The organism is Streptosporangium amethystogenes (genome assembly GCF_000721075.1).
Lineage (GTDB): Bacteria > Actinomycetota > Actinomycetes > Streptosporangiales > Streptosporangiaceae > Streptosporangium > Streptosporangium amethystogenes.
This window is the reverse complement of sequence record NZ_JOEQ01000030.1, coordinates 85,600-102,973: the sequence shown is the minus strand read 5'-3', so window position 1 is coordinate 102,973 and position 17,374 is coordinate 85,600. Positions and strand designations below refer to the sequence as shown.

At 69.7% G+C, this 17,374-nt stretch carries 15 protein-coding genes; 9 read left to right on the top strand and 6 right to left on the bottom strand.

The annotated features are described in order from the left end of the window. Positions 1-4: 4 nt before the first annotated feature. The 3 genes from IG98_RS0133075 to IG98_RS0133065 all read left to right on the top strand — a co-directional run bounded on the left by IG98_RS0133075 (position 5) and on the right by IG98_RS0133065 (position 2,192). Positions 5-778 carry an ABC transporter ATP-binding protein gene (locus IG98_RS0133075; RefSeq protein WP_030921342.1) on the top strand — a complete coding sequence of 258 codons (774 nt, stop codon included), beginning with the start codon at positions 5-7 and terminating at the stop codon, positions 776-778. 74 nt (positions 779-852) lie between these two features. After that, positions 853-1,539: an adenosylcobinamide amidohydrolase gene (locus IG98_RS0133070; protein ID WP_425428139.1), complete on the top strand. Its 687-nt coding sequence runs from the start codon at positions 853-855 to the stop codon at positions 1,537-1,539. A gap of 68 nt (positions 1,540-1,607) precedes the next feature. Next, positions 1,608-2,192, top strand: coding sequence for a Uma2 family endonuclease (locus IG98_RS0133065; protein ID WP_157594655.1), 585 nt, complete (start codon positions 1,608-1,610; stop codon positions 2,190-2,192). Here IG98_RS0133065 and IG98_RS0133060 read toward each other — a convergent pair. After that, on the bottom strand, positions 2,173-3,873 hold the full coding sequence (locus IG98_RS0133060) for a hydantoinase B/oxoprolinase family protein (RefSeq protein WP_037971852.1): 1,701 nt from the start codon (positions 3,871-3,873) through the stop codon (positions 2,173-2,175). The two genes, IG98_RS0133065 and IG98_RS0133060, sit on opposite strands and share 20 nt — an antisense overlap. Positions 3,874-3,973: 100 nt before the next feature. After that, the gene (locus IG98_RS0133055; protein WP_030921331.1) at positions 3,974-6,040 is read right to left on the bottom strand and encodes a hydantoinase/oxoprolinase family protein; all 2,067 of its coding nucleotides are present in this window, start codon (positions 6,038-6,040) and stop codon (positions 3,974-3,976) included. Between the two features lie 634 nt (positions 6,041-6,674). Between IG98_RS0133055 and IG98_RS0133050 the strand changes: the two genes are divergently transcribed. The 4 genes from IG98_RS0133050 to IG98_RS0133035 all read left to right on the top strand — a co-directional run bounded on the left by IG98_RS0133050 (position 6,675) and on the right by IG98_RS0133035 (position 11,812). After that, the gene (locus tag IG98_RS0133050) at positions 6,675-8,255 is read left to right on the top strand and encodes a tetratricopeptide repeat protein (RefSeq protein WP_030921329.1); all 1,581 of its coding nucleotides are present in this window, start codon (positions 6,675-6,677) and stop codon (positions 8,253-8,255) included. Beyond that, positions 8,255-9,802, top strand: a complete 1,548-nt coding sequence (locus IG98_RS0133045; RefSeq protein ID WP_030921326.1) for a serine/threonine-protein kinase — start codon at positions 8,255-8,257, stop codon at positions 9,800-9,802. Before IG98_RS0133050 ends, IG98_RS0133045 begins: the two co-directional genes overlap by 1 nt. Before the next feature lie 87 nt (positions 9,803-9,889). Then, positions 9,890-11,071, top strand: coding sequence for a sensor histidine kinase (locus IG98_RS47585; RefSeq protein WP_051753266.1), 1,182 nt, complete (start codon positions 9,890-9,892; stop codon positions 11,069-11,071). A 78-nt stretch (positions 11,072-11,149) separates the two neighbouring features. Next, a complete protein-coding gene (locus IG98_RS0133035; RefSeq protein ID WP_030921320.1) occupies positions 11,150-11,812 on the top strand; it encodes a response regulator in 663 nt (220 codons plus the stop codon). Here IG98_RS0133035 and IG98_RS0133030 read toward each other — a convergent pair. After that, positions 11,752-12,456 (bottom strand): hypothetical protein, encoded by a 705-nt coding sequence (locus IG98_RS0133030; protein WP_030921317.1) that lies wholly within the window; start codon positions 12,454-12,456, stop codon positions 11,752-11,754. The two genes, IG98_RS0133035 and IG98_RS0133030, sit on opposite strands and share 61 nt — an antisense overlap. A gap of 196 nt (positions 12,457-12,652) precedes the next feature. On the opposite strand from IG98_RS0133030, the gene gdhA reads away from it, so the two are divergent. Further along, complete coding sequence (gene gdhA / locus IG98_RS0133025; protein WP_030921314.1) at positions 12,653-13,996, top strand: NADP-specific glutamate dehydrogenase; 1,344 nt, start codon at positions 12,653-12,655, stop codon at positions 13,994-13,996. Positions 13,997-14,190: 194 nt separating this feature from the next. Here the strand turns inward: gdhA and IG98_RS0133020 are convergent, their stop codons facing one another. Continuing rightward, the gene (locus IG98_RS0133020; protein ID WP_051753265.1) at positions 14,191-15,078 is read right to left on the bottom strand and encodes a phosphotransferase family protein; all 888 of its coding nucleotides are present in this window, start codon (positions 15,076-15,078) and stop codon (positions 14,191-14,193) included. Between the two features lie 120 nt (positions 15,079-15,198). Between IG98_RS0133020 and IG98_RS0133015 the strand changes: the two genes are divergently transcribed. Further along, a complete protein-coding gene (locus IG98_RS0133015) occupies positions 15,199-15,504 on the top strand; it encodes a hypothetical protein (RefSeq protein ID WP_030921309.1) in 306 nt (101 codons plus the stop codon). 187 nt (positions 15,505-15,691) lie between these two features. On the opposite strand, the gene IG98_RS0133010 is transcribed toward IG98_RS0133015, so the two are convergent. Together IG98_RS0133010 and IG98_RS0133005 are read right to left on the bottom strand one after the other, a co-directional pair. Next, complete coding sequence (locus IG98_RS0133010) at positions 15,692-16,708, bottom strand: hypothetical protein (RefSeq protein WP_030921306.1); 1,017 nt, start codon at positions 16,706-16,708, stop codon at positions 15,692-15,694. Then, the gene (locus IG98_RS0133005) at positions 16,705-17,187 is read right to left on the bottom strand and encodes a SigE family RNA polymerase sigma factor (protein ID WP_030921303.1); all 483 of its coding nucleotides are present in this window, start codon (positions 17,185-17,187) and stop codon (positions 16,705-16,707) included. Before IG98_RS0133005 ends, IG98_RS0133010 begins: the two co-directional genes overlap by 4 nt. Positions 17,188-17,374: the final 187 nt, after the last annotated feature.

The window sequence follows — 17,374 nt, the reverse complement described above, 5'->3', positions numbered from 1 at the left end:
TCCGGTGAGCCGCCTCGCGGTGAGTGACCTGTCGGTGGTACTGGACCGGCGGACCGTGCTGTCCGGCATCGGGCTCGACGTCGGGGGCGGCGGCTGGCTGGCCGTCATCGGCGCCAACGGCGCGGGCAAGTCCACGCTGCTGCGCGCGCTGGCCGGGGTGCTGCCCTGTGCGGGCGAGGTGCTCGTCGACGACGTGCCGGTCAGACGGCTGCGGCCCAGGGACCGGGCCAGGCTGCTGGCCTACGCCCCGCAGTCCCCGGCGCTGCCGGTCGACATGACGGTGTTCGACTACGCCCTGCTCGGGCGTACCCCGTACATCCCCTATCTGGGGCGCGAGGGCCGCCGCGACCGGGAGGTGACCGCGTCGGTGCTGGAGCGGCTGGACCTGTCGTCCTTCGCCACCCGGCGGCTCGGCCATCTGTCCGGAGGCGAGCGCCAGCGCGTGGTGCTCGCCAGGGCGCTGACCCAGCAGGCCCCGGTGCTCCTGCTCGACGAGCCCACCACCGCCCTCGACCTGGGACACCAGCAGCAGGTGCTGGAGCTCGTGGACCGGCTCCGGCTGGCCGACGGACTAACCGTTGTCACGACATTGCATGATTTGAGCCTGGCCGGCCAGTACGCTGACTCGATGATGTTGCTCTCGGGCGGCCGGGTGGCCGCCTCCGGCATCCCGGCCGAGGTGCTGACCGGAGAGCTGATCGGCGAGCACTTCGAGGCCCGCGTCCGCGTCGCCACCGGCCCCGGCGGCAGGCCCGAGGTCCACCTGGAGCGCCCTTGATCGGGTCCGAGACTCATCCGAGCCTTCCCGGGCGGCCGCGAGGCTCGTCCGGAGGCCCACCGGGCGGGTCCGAGATCCAGCCGGATGTCCGAGGCGGTTCGCGCGAGGTCTCCCTGGGGCTGAGTCACCGCGAGGAGGACGGCGCCCGGCTGGCCTCGCTGCTCTGGGAGTTCGGCCCCGGGTGGCGGGCGATCTCCTCGGCCATGGTCGGCGGCGGCATCGGCCCGGCCGTCTGGGCGCTCAACGCGCAGGTGGTCGGCGGATACTCGCGGATGGACCCGGTGGACCACCTGCTGGAACTCGCCCCGCCGGGCCCCGGGGTCGGCATGCTCACCGCCGCCTCCGTCGACCACTTCACCCGGGCCGCCGACGGGGGAGTGGAGGTCATGGCGACCGTCGGCCTGCGCGTCCCCACCTGGGCCGCCGCCCCCGAGGGCGTCCCGGACCCCGAACTGGCGCCCATGTACCTGCCGGGAACGATCAACATCGTCGTCGCCGTACCGGTCGCGATGAGCGACGCCGCCCTGGTCAACGCGGTCATGACGGTGACCGAGGCCAAGACCCAGGCCCTGCTGGAGGTCGGTTTCCCCGGTACCGGGACCGCCTCCGACGCCGTCTGCGTGGCGGTCCCCGAGCACGGCCCGGAGGAACTCTTCGGCGGCCCCCGCTCCACCTGGGGCGCCCGCGTCGCCCGCGCTGTCCACACCGCCGTCCGCCAGGGCGCCCAGCAGTGGGCAAACCGTGATGTGTTGACTACTTAAGGTAGGGGAATCGCGGGAAGTAGCATGTGGGCGAGGGCGAGACTCCCGATACTGAGCAGGTGACCACGATGGCAACGAAGGAGCCGGCGGCCAGGCAGACGGTTCTCCAAGGAGAGCCGCCGTTCACTGTCGACGACCTGCTCACGTTTCCCAATGACGGGAACCGCTATGAGCTCTTCAACGGGAGCCTGTTGGTGAGTCCCTCTCCTGTCCCCCTGCATCAGCGTGCGATCGCTCGACTTCTCGTAATTCTCGAAGGCGTCGCACCACCTGAGTTCGAGCCACTGCCGGATGTCAACCTCCGGGCGAGCGACCGCGACTTCTTCATCCCCGACCTCGTCGTGGTACCGACGAAGGCCGTCGACGAGACGCAGCTGATGTTCGCGCCACGCGACATCCTCCTCGCCGTCGAGATGGTCAGCCCGAGCACCCAGGCGCGCGACCGTCACCTCAAGAGAGCCGCCTACGCCGCGGCGGGCATTCCCGCCTACTGGCGGATCGAGCTGTCCGAAGGCCCGTCCGTCCACGTCCACGAACTCGCCGGTGACGAGTACAAACCCGCCGACAGGCACGAGGCGGGAGAGGTCGCGAACCTGCTCGCGCCGTTCGAGGTCTCCTTCGACCCTGCCGTGCTCACCCGGCCACGCGGGTAGCCCTGCCGTCGGGGTGGAGGGTGACGCCGTAGTCGGCGAGGGCGCCGTGCGGGGTGACACGGCCGGTGTCGAGGTCGGCGAGGACCTCCTCGACGGGACGATCGCCGGGGGAGCCGATGCCGCCGCCGCCGGTCGTCTCGATCACGAACGCCTCGCCCGCGCCGAACCGGACGTTGTTCACCTTGGAGTCGAGGCGTTCCAGCGAGCCGTCCGCGCGCCGCAGGTGGAAGCCACCGAGCCGGCCGGGCAGGCCGCCGGAGCGTCCGGGCGGGGCGTTGCGCAGCCGGTCGCCCCGGGTGGTGACGTGGGCGTCGGCCAGAAAGCGGATCACCGTGCGGGAGCCGAGGCCGCCTCGGTACCTGCCGGGACCGCCGGAGTCGGGGACGATCTCCACCGACTCCACGACGAGCGGGCAGCGGGTCTCGACCGGCTCGACCTGGGGTACCGAGTTGCGGCCGATGCCGAAGTGCACGCCGGTCGCGTCCGGGCCGTCCTTGCCCTGCCGGGCGCCGACCCCGCCGAAGTCGTACGACAGGTGGATCCAGTACGGCGCCCCGACGGCCGCGATGGAGAAGGGCTGCAGGATGCCGCTCGCCGCGATGGCGCGTTCGGGCATCGCGTCCGACAGCGCCTGGAAGACGGCCTCCATCGCCGCGTAGATGGGCACGAACCGGCCACCGCACGGATAGGGCGGGCGGGCGTTGAGCAGCGATCCGGGTGGCAGCCGCACCTCGATCGCCCGTAGGCAGCCGTCGTTCATCGCGATGGACGGGTCCAGGAAGCAGCGCATCGCGAACACGGCGGCGGCCAGCGACTGTGACGAGGAGGAGTTGATCGCCGCGGGGACCTGGGGGTCGGTGCCGTCGAAGTCGAGCACGGCTCCCGAGCCGGGGGCCAGGGTGACCGCGACCCTGACGGTGTGCGAGGCGGTGAGGTCGATGCCGTCGTCGTCGATCGGGTAGGAGGCCTCGTAGCGCCCGGCGGGCAGGGCGAGAAGGGCCGCGCGGGTCAGCGTCTCGGTGTGGTCGAGATAGTCGTCGATCCCCCGGGCGAGCCCGGCCGGGCCGTACTCGCCGACCAGCGCCTCGATCCTGGCCGCGGCGACCGCGGTGCCCGCGACGAGCGCGCGCACATCACCCATGACCTTGTCGGGGGTGCGGCTGTTGGCCCGCAGGATCGCCTCGATCGCCGGTTCCACGCCGTGCGCGGTGGCCAGCAGGACCGGGGGGAGTTGCAGGCCCTCAAGGAAGATGTCGGTGGCGAGCGGGGCCATGCCGCCCGCGGACAGGCCGCCGAGGTCCGAGACGTGGATCATCGTCGCGGTGAAGTAGGCGGGCTCGCCGGCCACGAAGACCGGCCGGTAGACGAGCAGGTCGTTGGTGTGCACCCCGCCCCGGTAAGCGTCGTTGAGCACGAACACGTCACCGGGCCGCATCCCGGGAGCCGGGATGTCCTTCAGTAGTTCGGGCAGCGCGACCTTCAGCGCCATGCTGTTCATGAGCGTGGTCGCCATCGACTGCGCGACCAGGCGCCCACTCGCGTCGAGGATCGCCGCCGAGGCGTCGGACCCCTCGACGATGAACGTCGAGTAGGCCGAGCGCACCACCACGATGCTCGCCTCCTCGGCCGCCACCACCAGCGCGTTCCGCAGCACCTCCGCGGTCAGCGTCTCCGCCGTCAACCGACTCGCCCCCTCGTGAAGACCCCCGTGAAGACCCCCGTGAAGACCTCCGTGAGGAACCCTCGTGCGGGCCGCCGGTGCGCCGTCCAGGGTTCCGGCGTCATGCTGCTCCGCCCTCGGTGAGGATTACCGCCATGTCGTCCGCGAGCCTGGCCGTCCAGCCCGGCGGCACCACGATCGTCGCCTCGGCGTCCTCGACGATCGCCGGTCCGGCCCTCTCGCCCAGGGTCGCCCTGGTGAGCACCGGCACCTGTATGTACCCGCCGAGCTCGGGGAAGTACGCGGCCCGCCGCACCTCGGCGGCGTCGGAGGCATCGGCGGCGCCGTGAGCCCGCGGGCGCTTCGGGGGGCCACCGGGTTCCCGGGCTCCGGGCGCGGTGCCGACAGGGGAGTGCCGGGCGCTCTGGGTGACACGGACGCGGTAGCTGACGACCTCGATGGGGCCCCGCTGCTCGATGCCGTACACCTGCCGGTATCTCGCGAAGAAGCGGTCGGCCAGCTCGGCGGGGGAGTCGCTCCACCGCACGGTCAGGTCGTGGGCCTGTCCGGTGAAGCGGACGTCGGCCGAGCGGGTGACCGAGACGCCGGGGGAGCCGAGGGTCACGTTCAGGTCGGCGGCGGCGGCCTCGGCCAGGATGGCGAAGACCCGCACCGGGTCGGCACCCGGGGCGGACAGGACGCGGTCGGTGGACAGGTCGCCGGCCAGCAGGCCGGCCGCGGAGCCGACCCCGCAGTGCGCGGGGACGACCACCGTGGAGATGCCGAAACGGGAGGCGACCCTGGCCGCGTGCATCGGGCCCGCGCCGCCGAAGGCGACCATGACGAACCCCCGGGGATCGATGCCCCGCTGCACCGTCACCACGTGGACCGCCGACCCCATCGAGGCGTTGGCGATCTCGTGGACGGCGTGCGCCGCCTCGGCGCGGGAGACCCCGAGCGGACCGGCCAGGCGGCGGTCGACCGCCTTCTCCGCGAGGTCGAGGGAGAGCGACATCGTCCCGGCGGCGAACGAGGCGGCGTCGAGGTAACCGAGTACCAGGTTGGCGTCCGTCACCGTCGGCTCGTCGCCGCCCAGGCCGTAGCAGGCCGGCCCGGGTTCCGAACCGGCCGAGCGCGGACCGGCCCGCAGGGTGCCGGCCGGGTCCACCCACGCGATGCTGCCCCCTCCGGCCCCCACCTCCGCCAGGTCGATGGCCGGGGTCTTGACCGGCACCCCGGTCCCGGCCCTGCGCCCGCCGAAGCTGCCCTTGCCGCCCACGTGGAACTCGTGGGTGATCTCCGGCTCGCCGTTCCTTATCACGCAGGTCTTGGCGGTGGTCCCGCCCATGTCGAAGGAGATGACGTCAGGATGGCCGGACGCGGCGGCGGCCAGCACCCCGGCCGCGGGCCCGGACTCGATGGTGGCCACCGCCCGCCGGGCCGCCAGCTCGGCGGACATCACGCCGCCGGCCGAGTCCATGACGTGCACCGGCGCGGTGATTCCGATGCCGGCCAGCCGGGCGGTCAGCCGCCGCAGGTATCCCGCCATGACGGGCCCGACGTACGCGGACATGATCGTGGTGGTCGCTCGCTCGTACTCGCGCAGTTCCGGCCAGACCTCCGAAGAGATCACCACGGTCGGCACGACGCGCCGGAGGATCTCGGCGACCCGCCGTTCGTGCGCGGGATTCGCGTACGAGTGCAGCAGGCAGACGGCGGCCGTGGTGACACCCCGCCGCGCGATCTCCTCGCCGACGCGGGCCACGGCCGCCTCGTCGAGCGGTTCGAGCACCTCGCCCCGGTCGTTCACCCGCTCGGGCACCTCGAAGCAGTCACCGGCGGCGACCGGCGGCGCGGGAGGATCGAAGCGGAGGTCGTAGCGGTCCTCCTCGACCCGCGCGTAGCGGCCCAGTGGGATCGCCGAGCGGAAACCCCTGGTCGTGACATAGGCGACGCGGACGCCTCTGCGTTCGAGCACGGCGTTGGTGGCCAGCGTGGTCGCGTGCACGATCCTGGTCACCAGGGAGGGGTCCCTGTGACCGAGCGCGGTGGTGATGCCCGTGACGATGCCGTCGGCCGGGTCGTCATGGGTGCTCAGGCACTTGGCGACGCTGATCCCACCATCCGGCCCGCGGAGCACCACGTCCGTGAACGTCCCTCCGACGTCGACCCCGATCGAGTGGCTCAACGGCTCTCCCGTCTGATCGTCCGGCGCTCCGGGCGGGTGGCCCGTCGCGGCGCGGGGGCGGGCCCCGCGCCCGCTCGCCCGCCCACGAAGGGCAGGTTATTTCCCTAGCAAGCGCTTGTCCATTGGGCCCGCCGGGGCCACTTCCAGGCGATCGGCTCGCCTGTGGCCCGGTGGCCCTCATCCTCCGTGCGGCGCCGGCTCCTCTCGCGTTTTCGAATTCGCGGGCCGTTCGCCCGCGTACGGGAGGAGCCTCCTCGGGTGCACGGGAAGCAATGAGAGCTTTATCCCCCTTATTGCTTATTAGAGAGAAATATCGAAATTTGGGGCTTCTATCCCATTGGATTGGGGGTGACCGGGGGCATTGGGGGAGACGAGGAACCGGTCCCCACGCGATATACATCGTCGCGCCGAGGGCCGGTCGGGATTAGACTTTGCGTAACTGTCCGCGACGGGGGGTGGGCATGGTGAAAGACATGGTCAGCGCCGGAGTGGTGATGGTGAGAACGGGGTGGAGATATCCGTCTCGTGACCAGGTGTGGGTAACGGCGGAAAGAAAGTCAAGCCCTCGGGCCTGAACGGTTCACTTATTCACTCAGGTTTGCGACCCTTGTCCTATCCCCTGTAGGGAGTGGCGATGCGGCGGTTCGGTTCGGCGGCGGCGGTGTTCGGAGGCCTCCTGTTGGCGGTCGCCGGGGTGGCGCCTGCCCTGGCTCACGAGCACCCCAGCGGAATCACCGATCTGGTGACCCCCGCGGTGGTCAGGATCGAGACCACGGCGCACGTGGACATCACGCTCCTTGACCACATCGGCGAACTGGTCCACGTGGAGCGTTCCTACGAGGTGCCGATCGGCAGCGGCACCGGCACGGTGATCAACCCCGACGGGGGCATGGTCACCCTCACCCGGGTGGTCAAGAACGACAGGGACGTCCGGATCTACGCCGCCAACAAGATCTTCGCCGAGCACCACAAGGTCAAGATCCCGGCGGACTTCGAACGGCACAAGCTCAAGGACGACCTGCTCAACCATCACCTGCAGGAGTGCTACCCGCCCAAACAGCCCACCGCCACCTGCATCATCGACGTCACCACAGAGATCAGGGTCTTCCCCAACATCTCCCCCGCCGACACGGAGGGGTTCAGGGCCGAGATCGTCCGCCCCGGTGACAAGCCCGACAGCCCGGCGGTGCTGAGGCCCGTCGGCCGCGCCGACGGGAGCGCCGGCCTGCCCACCGCCCCGCTCGCCGCCGAGGTGCCCGCCAAGGACAACTCGCCGGTGGCGGTCGCCGGGTTCACCGGGAGGCCCGCCGCGAACCTGCCGGAGACCGTCGACATCGCCCACCTGCGGGCGGGTGGCGCCGGTGAGGGCGGCCGGCAGTTCAAGGACCCGGAGAACAAGGTCAACGAGCCGGAGAAGCTGGGCGCGCTCGTCGACAGGGGGCTGCTCGGCGGCCCGGTGATCGAGGACAAGAAGGGCGAGGTCGTCGGCCTGCTGCTCGGCGGCGGCAAGGACGCCCGGATGATCGGCATCCGCGAGGTCACCAAGGCCCTGGCCGAGGCGGACGTCGCGCCCGCCCGCGGCCCGATCGACGCCGCCTTCGAGCAGGCGCTGACCCGCTTCCACACCCGCTACTACGGTGACGCCGTCCCCGCCTTCCAGCGGGTGCTGGACCTCTACCCGGGCCACACCGTGGCCGCCGCGCATCTGAAGACGGCCCAGGCCAAGCGCGGCACCGCGGAGGACGAGGGCACCAAGAGGGCGGCCGCCTCCACCGACGCGCCCGGCGGCGCGCCGCTGTGGCCGTTCCTGGTCGGCGGCGGCCTGCTGGTGCTGGTGGTGCTGGCCGCCGCGATCCTGCTCTGGCGCCGCAGACTCTCCGACCCCGAACCGGAACCGGAGCCGAGCCTGCCCGCCGACACCCTGCCCCCCACCCCGCCTCCCAGCCTGAACCCGCCGCCCGTGCAGACGAGGTCGATCTTCGACGAGCAGGTCGACTCCACGATCGTGGTCGGCCGCTCCTTCCCCGCACTGCCCAAGATCTCCTCGACCTCGCCCGGCCAGCCGGTGCTGGTGGCGCGCGATCCGGGTTCCAGTACCGCTCCGGACCCCAGACCCGCCGAGACGACGGTGCAGAAGTACTGCACGGGCTGCGGAATGCGGCTGGGTCCCGCCCACAGCTTCTGCGGCTACTGCGGCCAGCCGGCCAAGACGTGATGTCGGTGAACGACAGGGCGCTGATCGGCCGGGAAGTGGCCGGCTACCAGATCGAGGACATCATCGGCAAGGGCGGCATGGCCGTGGTCTACCTCGCGGTCGACCCCAGGCTCAACCGCCGGGTGGCACTGAAGATCCTTAACCCGCTCCTCGGTGAGGACGAGCGGTTCCGTCAGCGTTTCGTGCTGGAGTCGCGCACCGTCGCGAGCATCGACCACCCCAACATCATCCCGATCTACGAGGCCGACACCGCCGACGACGGCACCCTCTACATCGCGATGCGCTACGTCAACGGCCCCGACCTGCGCAAGCTCTTCTACGACCGGGGCCCGATGCCGGTCAGCCAGGTCAACCGGACCTTCGCCCAGGTGGCCGCCGCGCTGGACACCGCGCACGCCCACGACCTGGTTCACCGCGATGTCAAGCCGGCCAACATCCTGATCGCCGCCCACACCGAGGGCGACCACGCCTACCTCACCGACTTCGGCATCACCAAGCACCGCACCTCGATCTCCGGGCTGACCCAGACCAACCAGTTCATCGGCACCCCCCGCTACATGTCGCCCGAGCAGATCAACAAGGAGCACATCGACGGCCGCTGCGACCAGTACGGCCTGGCCTGCGTGGTCTACGAGGCGCTGGCCGGGAGGTTGCCCTTCCAGCGCGACAACGAGATCGCCCTGCTCTGGGCGCACCTCGCCGAGACCCCCACCCCGCTCACCACGCTCCGCCCCGAGTTGCCGCTAGAGGTCGACGGCGTCATGATGCGGGCCCTGGCCAAGTCGCCCGAGCAGCGCTACGAGACCTGCGGCCAGTTCGTCGCCGAACTGCGTGACGCGATCAGCGGTGCCGGCCAGTCGTACCAGCTCACCCAGCCTCGCCCCGCCGCACCGACGGTGCCCGCCGGGCGACAGGAGCCGAGCAGGCCCAGATCCGGCGGGAAGGGCATCCTCATCGGTGCGGCAGTGGCGATCACGGCGATCGTCGCGCTGGTGGCGATGCTCGCGACGTTCCTGCGCGGTGGCGACACCTGGGTGGCGTACCAGGGCTCGGCCGCGGTGCCGGTCGCCTTCCAGTACCCCGGAGCCTGGACCCTCCAGCCGCATGCCGACGTGTTCGTGGTGGCCTCACCGAGAGTGGAGCAGTTCCGGGCGCTGTTCGCCACGCCCGTCACCGCCGACTGGGCGACCGTCAACGAGATCATCAAGGACGCCCCCCAGGACGCCGGCGGCCTTTACGTGCAGACGCTCGACACCCTCGACCCGCGCAGCGGCGCCAAACAGCTGCAGGAGACGATGCAGTCCTCGCTTCCCGGCACGGTCAGCGTCTTCTCCCAGGTCGTCCAGGTGAGTGTGGGCGGGCAGCCGGCCATCCGGCTGCAGGGGACGATCGCCGACCCGCAGCGCGGCGGCCAGCTCGAATTCACCGGCTGGGTCGTCGAGCGGCCGGACGAGCCGGCCCTCATCATCTATTTCTGCGCGTCCGGCAGGTGCGACAACGCGACCGCCAATCGGTTGGTGCGGAGTGTTTCATTCCCAATGTTCTGAACGGTTGACTTGCGTCCTACTTGTGATCGACTTGTCCGGGTGTTTTGTCCTATGGGCAAGACGGTCATCAAGCTTTAGTCTCCCCGCATGGCGGTTCTCCTCTTCCCCTTTCGGCACCTGCGCGCGGTGCCGAAGTCCGACTTGCTGATCGGCGCCGCGATCGTCGCCCTCGGCATGCTGGAGGCGTTCACCGTCGCCACCGAGTACGGCACGACCGGAATGACCAAGCTGTGGTGGGTCGGTCAGGCGCTCGTCACCGGCGTGCTCGTGTGGTTCCGGCGCCGGTCACCGGTCGCCGTGTTCATCCTGATGATCCTCGCCCAGTACGCCTGGCACCGGCAGGGGTACGAACACTGTCAGACCTGGCAGCTCGCCGCCCTGCTGATCGTCTTCCACACCGTCGGTGCCGAGCTCCCCTTCAGGCCCGGGCTCACCTGCGCCGTCAGCGGCATCCTGGTGTTCGGCTCCGGTGCCGTCGACCACCGCCGGCTCCCCCTGGAGGAGGCCATCTTCCTGACCGTCCTCTTCGGCGCCGCCTACCTCACCGGCCTCGCCCTGCGCGCCTATGTTGTTCGGGTACACCACCTGGCCGAGCAGGCCGTCCACCTGGAACGTGACAGGGAACGCGAGGCCGCCGAGGCCGTCGCGCGGGAGAGAGCGCGCATCGCCCGCGAACTGCACGACGTGGTCGCCCACAGCGTCAGCATGATGGTCATGCGGGCCGGGGCGCTCCGCCGCTCGCGAGGTGGGGACGACGAGACACTGCTGGGCATCGAACGGATGGGGCGTGAGGCGGTCGAGGAACTGCGTGTCATGCTCGGTGTGCTGCGCATGCCCCTGAACGAGAACATCCCGCAGCCCGGCCTGGACCTGCTGTCCGGCACCGTGGACTCGCTCGTCTCCTCCGGGCTGCGGGTCACCCTCGACGTACGGGGGGAGGCGGTGAGGCTGGCGCCCGGGCTGGATCTGTCGGTCTACCGCATCGCCCAGGAGGCCCTCACCAACGCGGTCAAGCACGCCGGAGAGTCCGAGATCCGGATCACGCTCTCCTACCATCGGGACTTTGTGGAGGTGGAGGTCACGAACGGGAGAGGGAACGGCGGGAGGTTCTCCGCGCTGTCGACGGGCAACGGCCTCATCGGCATGCGTGAGCGCGCCGCGCTCTTCGGCGGCACCTTCGAGGCCGGCCCGCGTCCGGAGGGCGGCTTCCGCGTCCACGCGTCCCTGCCGACCTCGCTGGAGGTGTCGGCCGGTGAGCCGATCGCATGAGTGGAACCGGCCGTACGAGCCGGTTGACCGACCGAACCATGAACGAGGCGCCGAGCCGCCTGGCAAGAAGGAGGAGAAGTGAGCATCCGTATCGTGATCGCCGACGACCAGGCGATGGTCCGCGTCGGGTTGAAACTCGTCGTGGAGAGTGAGCCCGACATGGAGGTGGTCGGTGAGGCCCCCGACGGGGTCGAGGCCATCGCCGTGGTCCGCCGTACCAAGCCCGACATCGTGCTGATGGACATCTCGATGCCCCGTATGGACGGCCTCACCGCGGCCAAACAGCTCCTGGGGCAGCCGGAATCGCCGAAGATCGTCATGCTGACCACCTTCGACACCGACGAGAACCTCTACACCGCGCTCCGCGCGGGGACCAGCGGGTTCCTGCTCAAGGTCTCGCCGCCTGAGCAACTGGTGGACGCCATCCGCGTCGTCATCGCCGGGGACGCCCTGCTCGACCCGGCCGTCACCACCCGAGTCATCGCCTCCTTCGCGGGCCGTCACGATCCCGCGCCCCCACCGCAGCTGGCCGACCTTACCCCGCGTGAGCTGGAGGTGTTGCGCTCCCTGGCCCGTGGCCTGACCAACTCTGAGATCGCGGGGAAGCTCTTTGTCGGTGAGGCCACGGTCAAGACCCATGTGGCCCGGGTATTGATGAAGCTCCATCTGCGGGACCGTGCTCAGGCGGTGGTGTTCGCGTACGAGTCGGGCGTGGTGCGGCCGGGGGCGGCGGTCGGGTAGTAGGAGATCCACTCCTCGCGGCTCATCCGGATCATCTTGACGCCGAGCCAGCCCAGCGCGACCGCGGGGGCGACCCACATCGGGATGGTCACCGGGCCGTACGGGACCAGCAGCGAGGCGAGGTAGCCGAGGCCGGCGACGAGCGGCACCCACCAGTGTGCGAATCCCGCCCGCCAGACGCCGACCAGCAGGACGGGCATGCCGAAGATGGCGAAGAACAGCCAGGGCATCTGGAACCCGAAGACGACGCCGGGCAGGTTCAGCATCTCGTCGAGGATTCGCTGCGCCTGTTCAGGGGTGTTCCGCTGCCCGAGCCACCACTCCACCGGGTCGGTCATGAGCAGGCCCGACAGGCTGATGTAGCCGAGGATGGTGAGCGAACCGGCGATGTGGCCGAAGACCACCGCGCGGCGGCGCATCACGTGCAGCAGGCCGAAGACCGCGACGGCCATCAGCAGGTAGGCCCAGTGGTACATCACCGACTGGACCTGGGCGAGGGCGGGATTTTCCGCGAAACTGACCGCTTCGCGCTCGTCGCCCCAGGTGCCGGGGTCGAGGATGACAGCGATGGCCTGGAGCAGCGGGGCGACGATCAGCAGTAGACCTGATGTGATGCGCCGGAAGTCGGCTGAATCCTTGAACATGGTTTTTTCTTCCTGTGGGGGGCCGCTTAACCAGGAAGCTAGGCGGTGGGTCCTCGCCGGGTCGTCCGTCGCCGGGCTGATCCGGGGTCCCTCTCGCGGGGTAAGAAGTTCTCACCATGGGCCGGTGAAAGATGTGAGAAGTGCGTCTCATAAGGTCTAGACCACAGTGTGTGGCCGGCGATCAGAAAGATAAGTGATGTTGCACGAAAAACTGGACTCGATCTACGACAGTGTCCTGCGCCGCAACCCGGGTGAGATCGAGTTCCACCAGGCCGTTCGCGAAGTGTTGGAGAGCATCGGACCGGTCCTCGGCAAGCATCCCGAGTATGCCGAATCCAAGATCATTGAGCGGATCTGCGAGCCGGAGCGGCAGATCATCTTCCGGGTGCCGTGGGAGGACGACCAGGGTGAGGTCCACATCAACCGTGGCTTCCGGGTCGAGTTCAACAGCGCGCTCGGGCCCTACAAGGGGGGACTGCGTTTCCACCCCTCGGTGTACCTGGGCATCGTCAAGTTTCTCGGCTTCGAGCAGATCTTCAAGAACGGACTGACCGGCCTGCCGATCGGCGGGGGCAAGGGTGGCTCGGACTTCGACCCGAAGGGCCGCTCCCAGCGCGAGATCATGCGCTTCTGCCAGAGCTTCATGACCGAGCTCTACCGGCACATCGGCGAGTACACCGACGTCCCCGCCGGGGACATCGGCGTTGGCCAGCGCGAGGTCGGCTACCTGTTCGGCCAGTACAAGCGCATCACCAACCGGTACGAGTCCGCGGTGATCACCGGCAAGGGGCTCAGCTACGGCGGCGCCCAGGTCCGCACCGAGGCGACCGGCTACGGCTGCGCGTTCTTCGTCGACGAGATGCTCAAGGCGCGCGGCACCTCCTTCGACGGCAAGCGCGTCGTCGTGTCCGGCTCGGGCAACGTCGCCGTCTACACGATCGAGAAGGTGCAGCAGCTCGGCGGCACGGTGATCGCCTGCTCCGACTCCTCGGGGTACGTCATCGACAACAAGGGCATCGATCTGGACCTGCTCAAGCAGATCAAGCAGGTCGAGCACCTCCGGATGGACGCCTACGCCAAGCGTCGCGGCGGCGAGGTGTCCTTCGTGGCGGGGCGGAGCATCTGGGAACTGCCGTGCGAGGTGGCGATGCCGTCCGCCACCCAGAACGAGATCACCGGCAAGGACGCCGAGGCTCTGGTGCGCGGCGGATGCGTCGCGGTCGGCGAGGGCGCCAACATGCCCACCACGCCCGAAGGCATCCGGATCTTCCAGGAGGCGGGCGTCGCCTTCGGGCCGGGCAAGGCCGCCAACGCGGGCGGCGTGGCCACCAGCGCGCTGGAGATGCAGCAGAACGCCAGCCGTGACTCGTGGACCTTCGAGTTCTCCGAGCGCCGCCTCCAGGAGATCATGCAGGACATCCACGGCCGCTGTCTGAAGACCGCCGACGAGTACGGCATGCCGGGCAACTACGCGGCCGGCGCCAACATCGACGGCTTCAAGCGCGTCGCCGACGCGATGCTCTCCCTCGGCCTGATCTGAGCTGAAGTGTTCGCCGTGACCGCCAAAGGCGTCGGTCACCGGCACACCTTCCATAACCGGGCGCCACTCCCATCGCGGTCCCGGACGCCGAGCCCGCTCCCCGTGCACCGGGATGCCGGCGGCGTCCTGAGTGGCCGTTCACCGGCGAAACCGCGAATACGCCGCTCTGATCGCCGGAGCCCCGGTGGGGCGTTCTACGAGTGGAATAGCCACTCCATCGCGGTGCGGGATTTGCCGACGTAGGCGTCCTGGCCGGTTTCGAGGCCGTAGGCCAGATCCTCGAAGAGACCGCATCTGCCGTAGAAGACGGCGCGCTCGCGCAGGGCGGTGACGTCGCCGGGCCGGTAGCCGCCGAGGGCCGCCTCCAGGGCGGTGGGGCCGAGGTCGCGGTACAGCAGGCCGAAGTCGTAGGCCGGGTCGACGATCGCGGCGTCGCTCCAGTCGATGACGCCGGTCACCGCACCCGTGGCAGGGGCGATGAGTACGTGCTCGATTCCCAGGTCGTTGTGCGAGAAGACCGGGTCATAGTCGCCGTCCGGGGGTGGGGTGTCCAGGAATGTCTGCACCGCCCGCCGGCGGGCCTCAGGGATCTCCTTAATGATCGTCGGGTGGATCTCCGCCGCCTCGTCCAGCCATTCGGACAGCGGCGGGGCATCCACCTCCACCAGGCCGGCCAGCCGATCCACCGGAACCGCATGCAGCGCGGAGAGCAGGTCGCCGAGCGTGGCGGCGACCGACGGACCGTAGGTCAGCCGTTCCGCTGGGGGCAGGTCGAGCAGCGGCCGGCCCGGGAGTTTGAAGTAGGCCAGGCAGCCCTGCTCCGCGATCGTGAACCTCGGCTCTGGGACGGGCACCGGGGAGAAGCCCGCGACGGTGGTCAGGAGGCGGGCCTCACGGTCCACGAGCGTGGCACGTCGTACGGGATCGGCCTCCTTGCTGAAGCGCACGATCAACTCGCCGTTGACCTCGTACGCGAGGTTGTCCTGTCCCTCGCCGAGCGGTGTGACGGTGTTGATGCGGTAGCCGGGCAGCTGCGCGGCCACCGCGTCGTGGGAGTCCTGGGCGCGGTCGCGGCTCTGCATGCCGTGACCCTACCGATCACAGGGCCGGGCTGGAGCGGCTCCTGCCTCTCAGGGCCCCGTGACGACAAGGGTGATTCACGTGGCAACGCCGGGTGACCATGGCCGCCGGAGATCCTTCCCGTGCTGGCCGACCCGTTGGTTGCCGACGATGAGGTCGGTGGCCTGCTGCGCGAGCGGATCGGCATGCAGCGGCTGCGGGAGATCATCTCTGATGTGTGGAAGCCTTTGCCCAGGGACAGCGGTCGGCTCTCGAAGCTGGAGTCCTTCTACACCTACCTGCGTCAGTTCACCCCGAACGTGCTGGCCGCGATCGACTTTCAGGGCGGGCCCGGCACGGGCGAGTCGATGGAGGCGGTGGCCATCTTGAAGGAGACGAACCGGCTCGGCGGCCGTTGCGGCCCGCGCAACTGCGCGAGCTGGGGCTGACGCCCTGAGCGGTTGCGGCACGCTGACCGCAGGGCGTGGCGATGGTCCGCGAGCCGTTTGCGGGCCATCGCTGTGGGAGTATGGCACCTGGACTTCCGAGGTTGCCATGTTCACGCCGCCGCAGCGCGATCAATGGCCGCTTCTGGCCCTGCCTCGGCTGACCCATATTGGCGTGGTAGACATGTTCCTACGATCGCTCGAACAGGCCGACCGACCACCGGATCGGGCGGTTGGTGGACTGACCGACCATGGAGAGCTCCACGGTGATGGTGGTGGGCTCGGTTAGGTAGAGCTCGCTCATCGCCATCGGGAACTTGCCTGAGGTCCAGACACCGCAACTCTTGATGGTGCCCCCGCTCTGGCCGTTCGCCCTGAAGCTGAACTGCAGCCGCGTGGCCAGCTCGCCCGAGCAGAGCTGGTCGAGGGCGACCTTGCCCGCCTTGCCGCCGACCTTGAAGGTGGCCGTGGTGTCCTGCGGCCAGAGGCCGCTTTTCGTTTCGGTGAGCTGCCACTTGCCTATCTTCTCGGGAATGTTTCGCAGTGGTTCGGGCGTGACCGGTCGTGCGGGCGGGGTCCACTCGTATACGCCCAGCACCCACGAACCATGCGCGCGCGCCTGGGTGACGCACGGACCACCCGGCTCCTCCTGAGTGCAGCCCTGACCGAAGGTCACCGTGTTGAAAGTGGCCGTCACCTCCGTGGCGCCTTCGGGGACATCCAGCGGCTGCAGCCGCAGCTCCCGATCACAGTTCATGAACGAGGCCGGTACGCGCAGCCGAGACCCCTTGACCTCGATTCGCACCGGGCTGTCGCCCGGCCCCACGCACATGCCGCCGACGTCCAGCGGCTTGCCGGTGTAGGGGACCTTGAGCGTGACCTTGGCATTGCCCGTCTTCTCGATCGCGGTCCTGGCCACGAGCCGGTAGCCTGTGCCGTCCGCCGAGGTGAACTGCTCCGGCAGCACGGGCATGGGCCCGCCCGAGACCGTCGTGGTGGTCTCGGGCTGCGGCGTGGCGGGTAGGAGCGGCACGGCCAGCGCCACCGCCGCCGCCACGACGGCCGCGCCCACCGTGCCCACTGCGGTCCGCCTGCGCCCCCGGATCCTTCGCACGCGGTCGCGTACCTGCTCGTCGCGCGACGGGTTCGGCGGCGGCGGCAGGTCGGCGTGCTCGCGCAGTACGTCGCGGAGATTCTCTACGGTCACCTCTGCAGCTCCTTAACCACCGACTCGTCGATTCTCAACTTGGCCAGCGCCTTGGCGGTTTGGCTCTTGACCGTCCCGGGGGTGCAGCCGATGAGCTGGGCCACCTCGGCCACCGGGAGGTCCTCGTAGAACCGCAGCACGATCACCGCGCGCTGCCGGGCGGGCAGGCGGCCCACCGCCTGCCAGAGCGCCGCCCGCTCGTCCGCCACCTGGTCGTGCACCGGCTTCTCCGGCAGGCCGTCGCTGGGCAGTTCCCGGCGCCACCGCCTGCGCCACCACGAGGTGTAGGTCGTGATGAGCACGCGCCGCACATACGCCTCCGGCTCGTCGATGCCCGGCCAGGCGAACCACGCTTTCGCCAAAGATTCCTGCAGGAGGTCCTCGGCTGTGGCCCAGTCGTGGGTGAGGAGGTACGCGAAGCGCAGGAGCCGGTCGGACCGAGCCACCACGAAGCCCTGAAATATAGCCCTGTCGGCCACCTAGTTGCCTTCCGTTGGTCTGCTGACGGTACAGACGCATCGGCCACGGCGGCAGGTTGCCCGATGGTGGGGTGCAATCCAGGGAAATTCGATGGCGGGCGGGGACAAAGGCGTGGATTGGGCACGTCGGCCCAGTTCAGAGCCTCTCGTATTCGCTCCCGAAGCAATTACCCGAACTCTCGCCAGT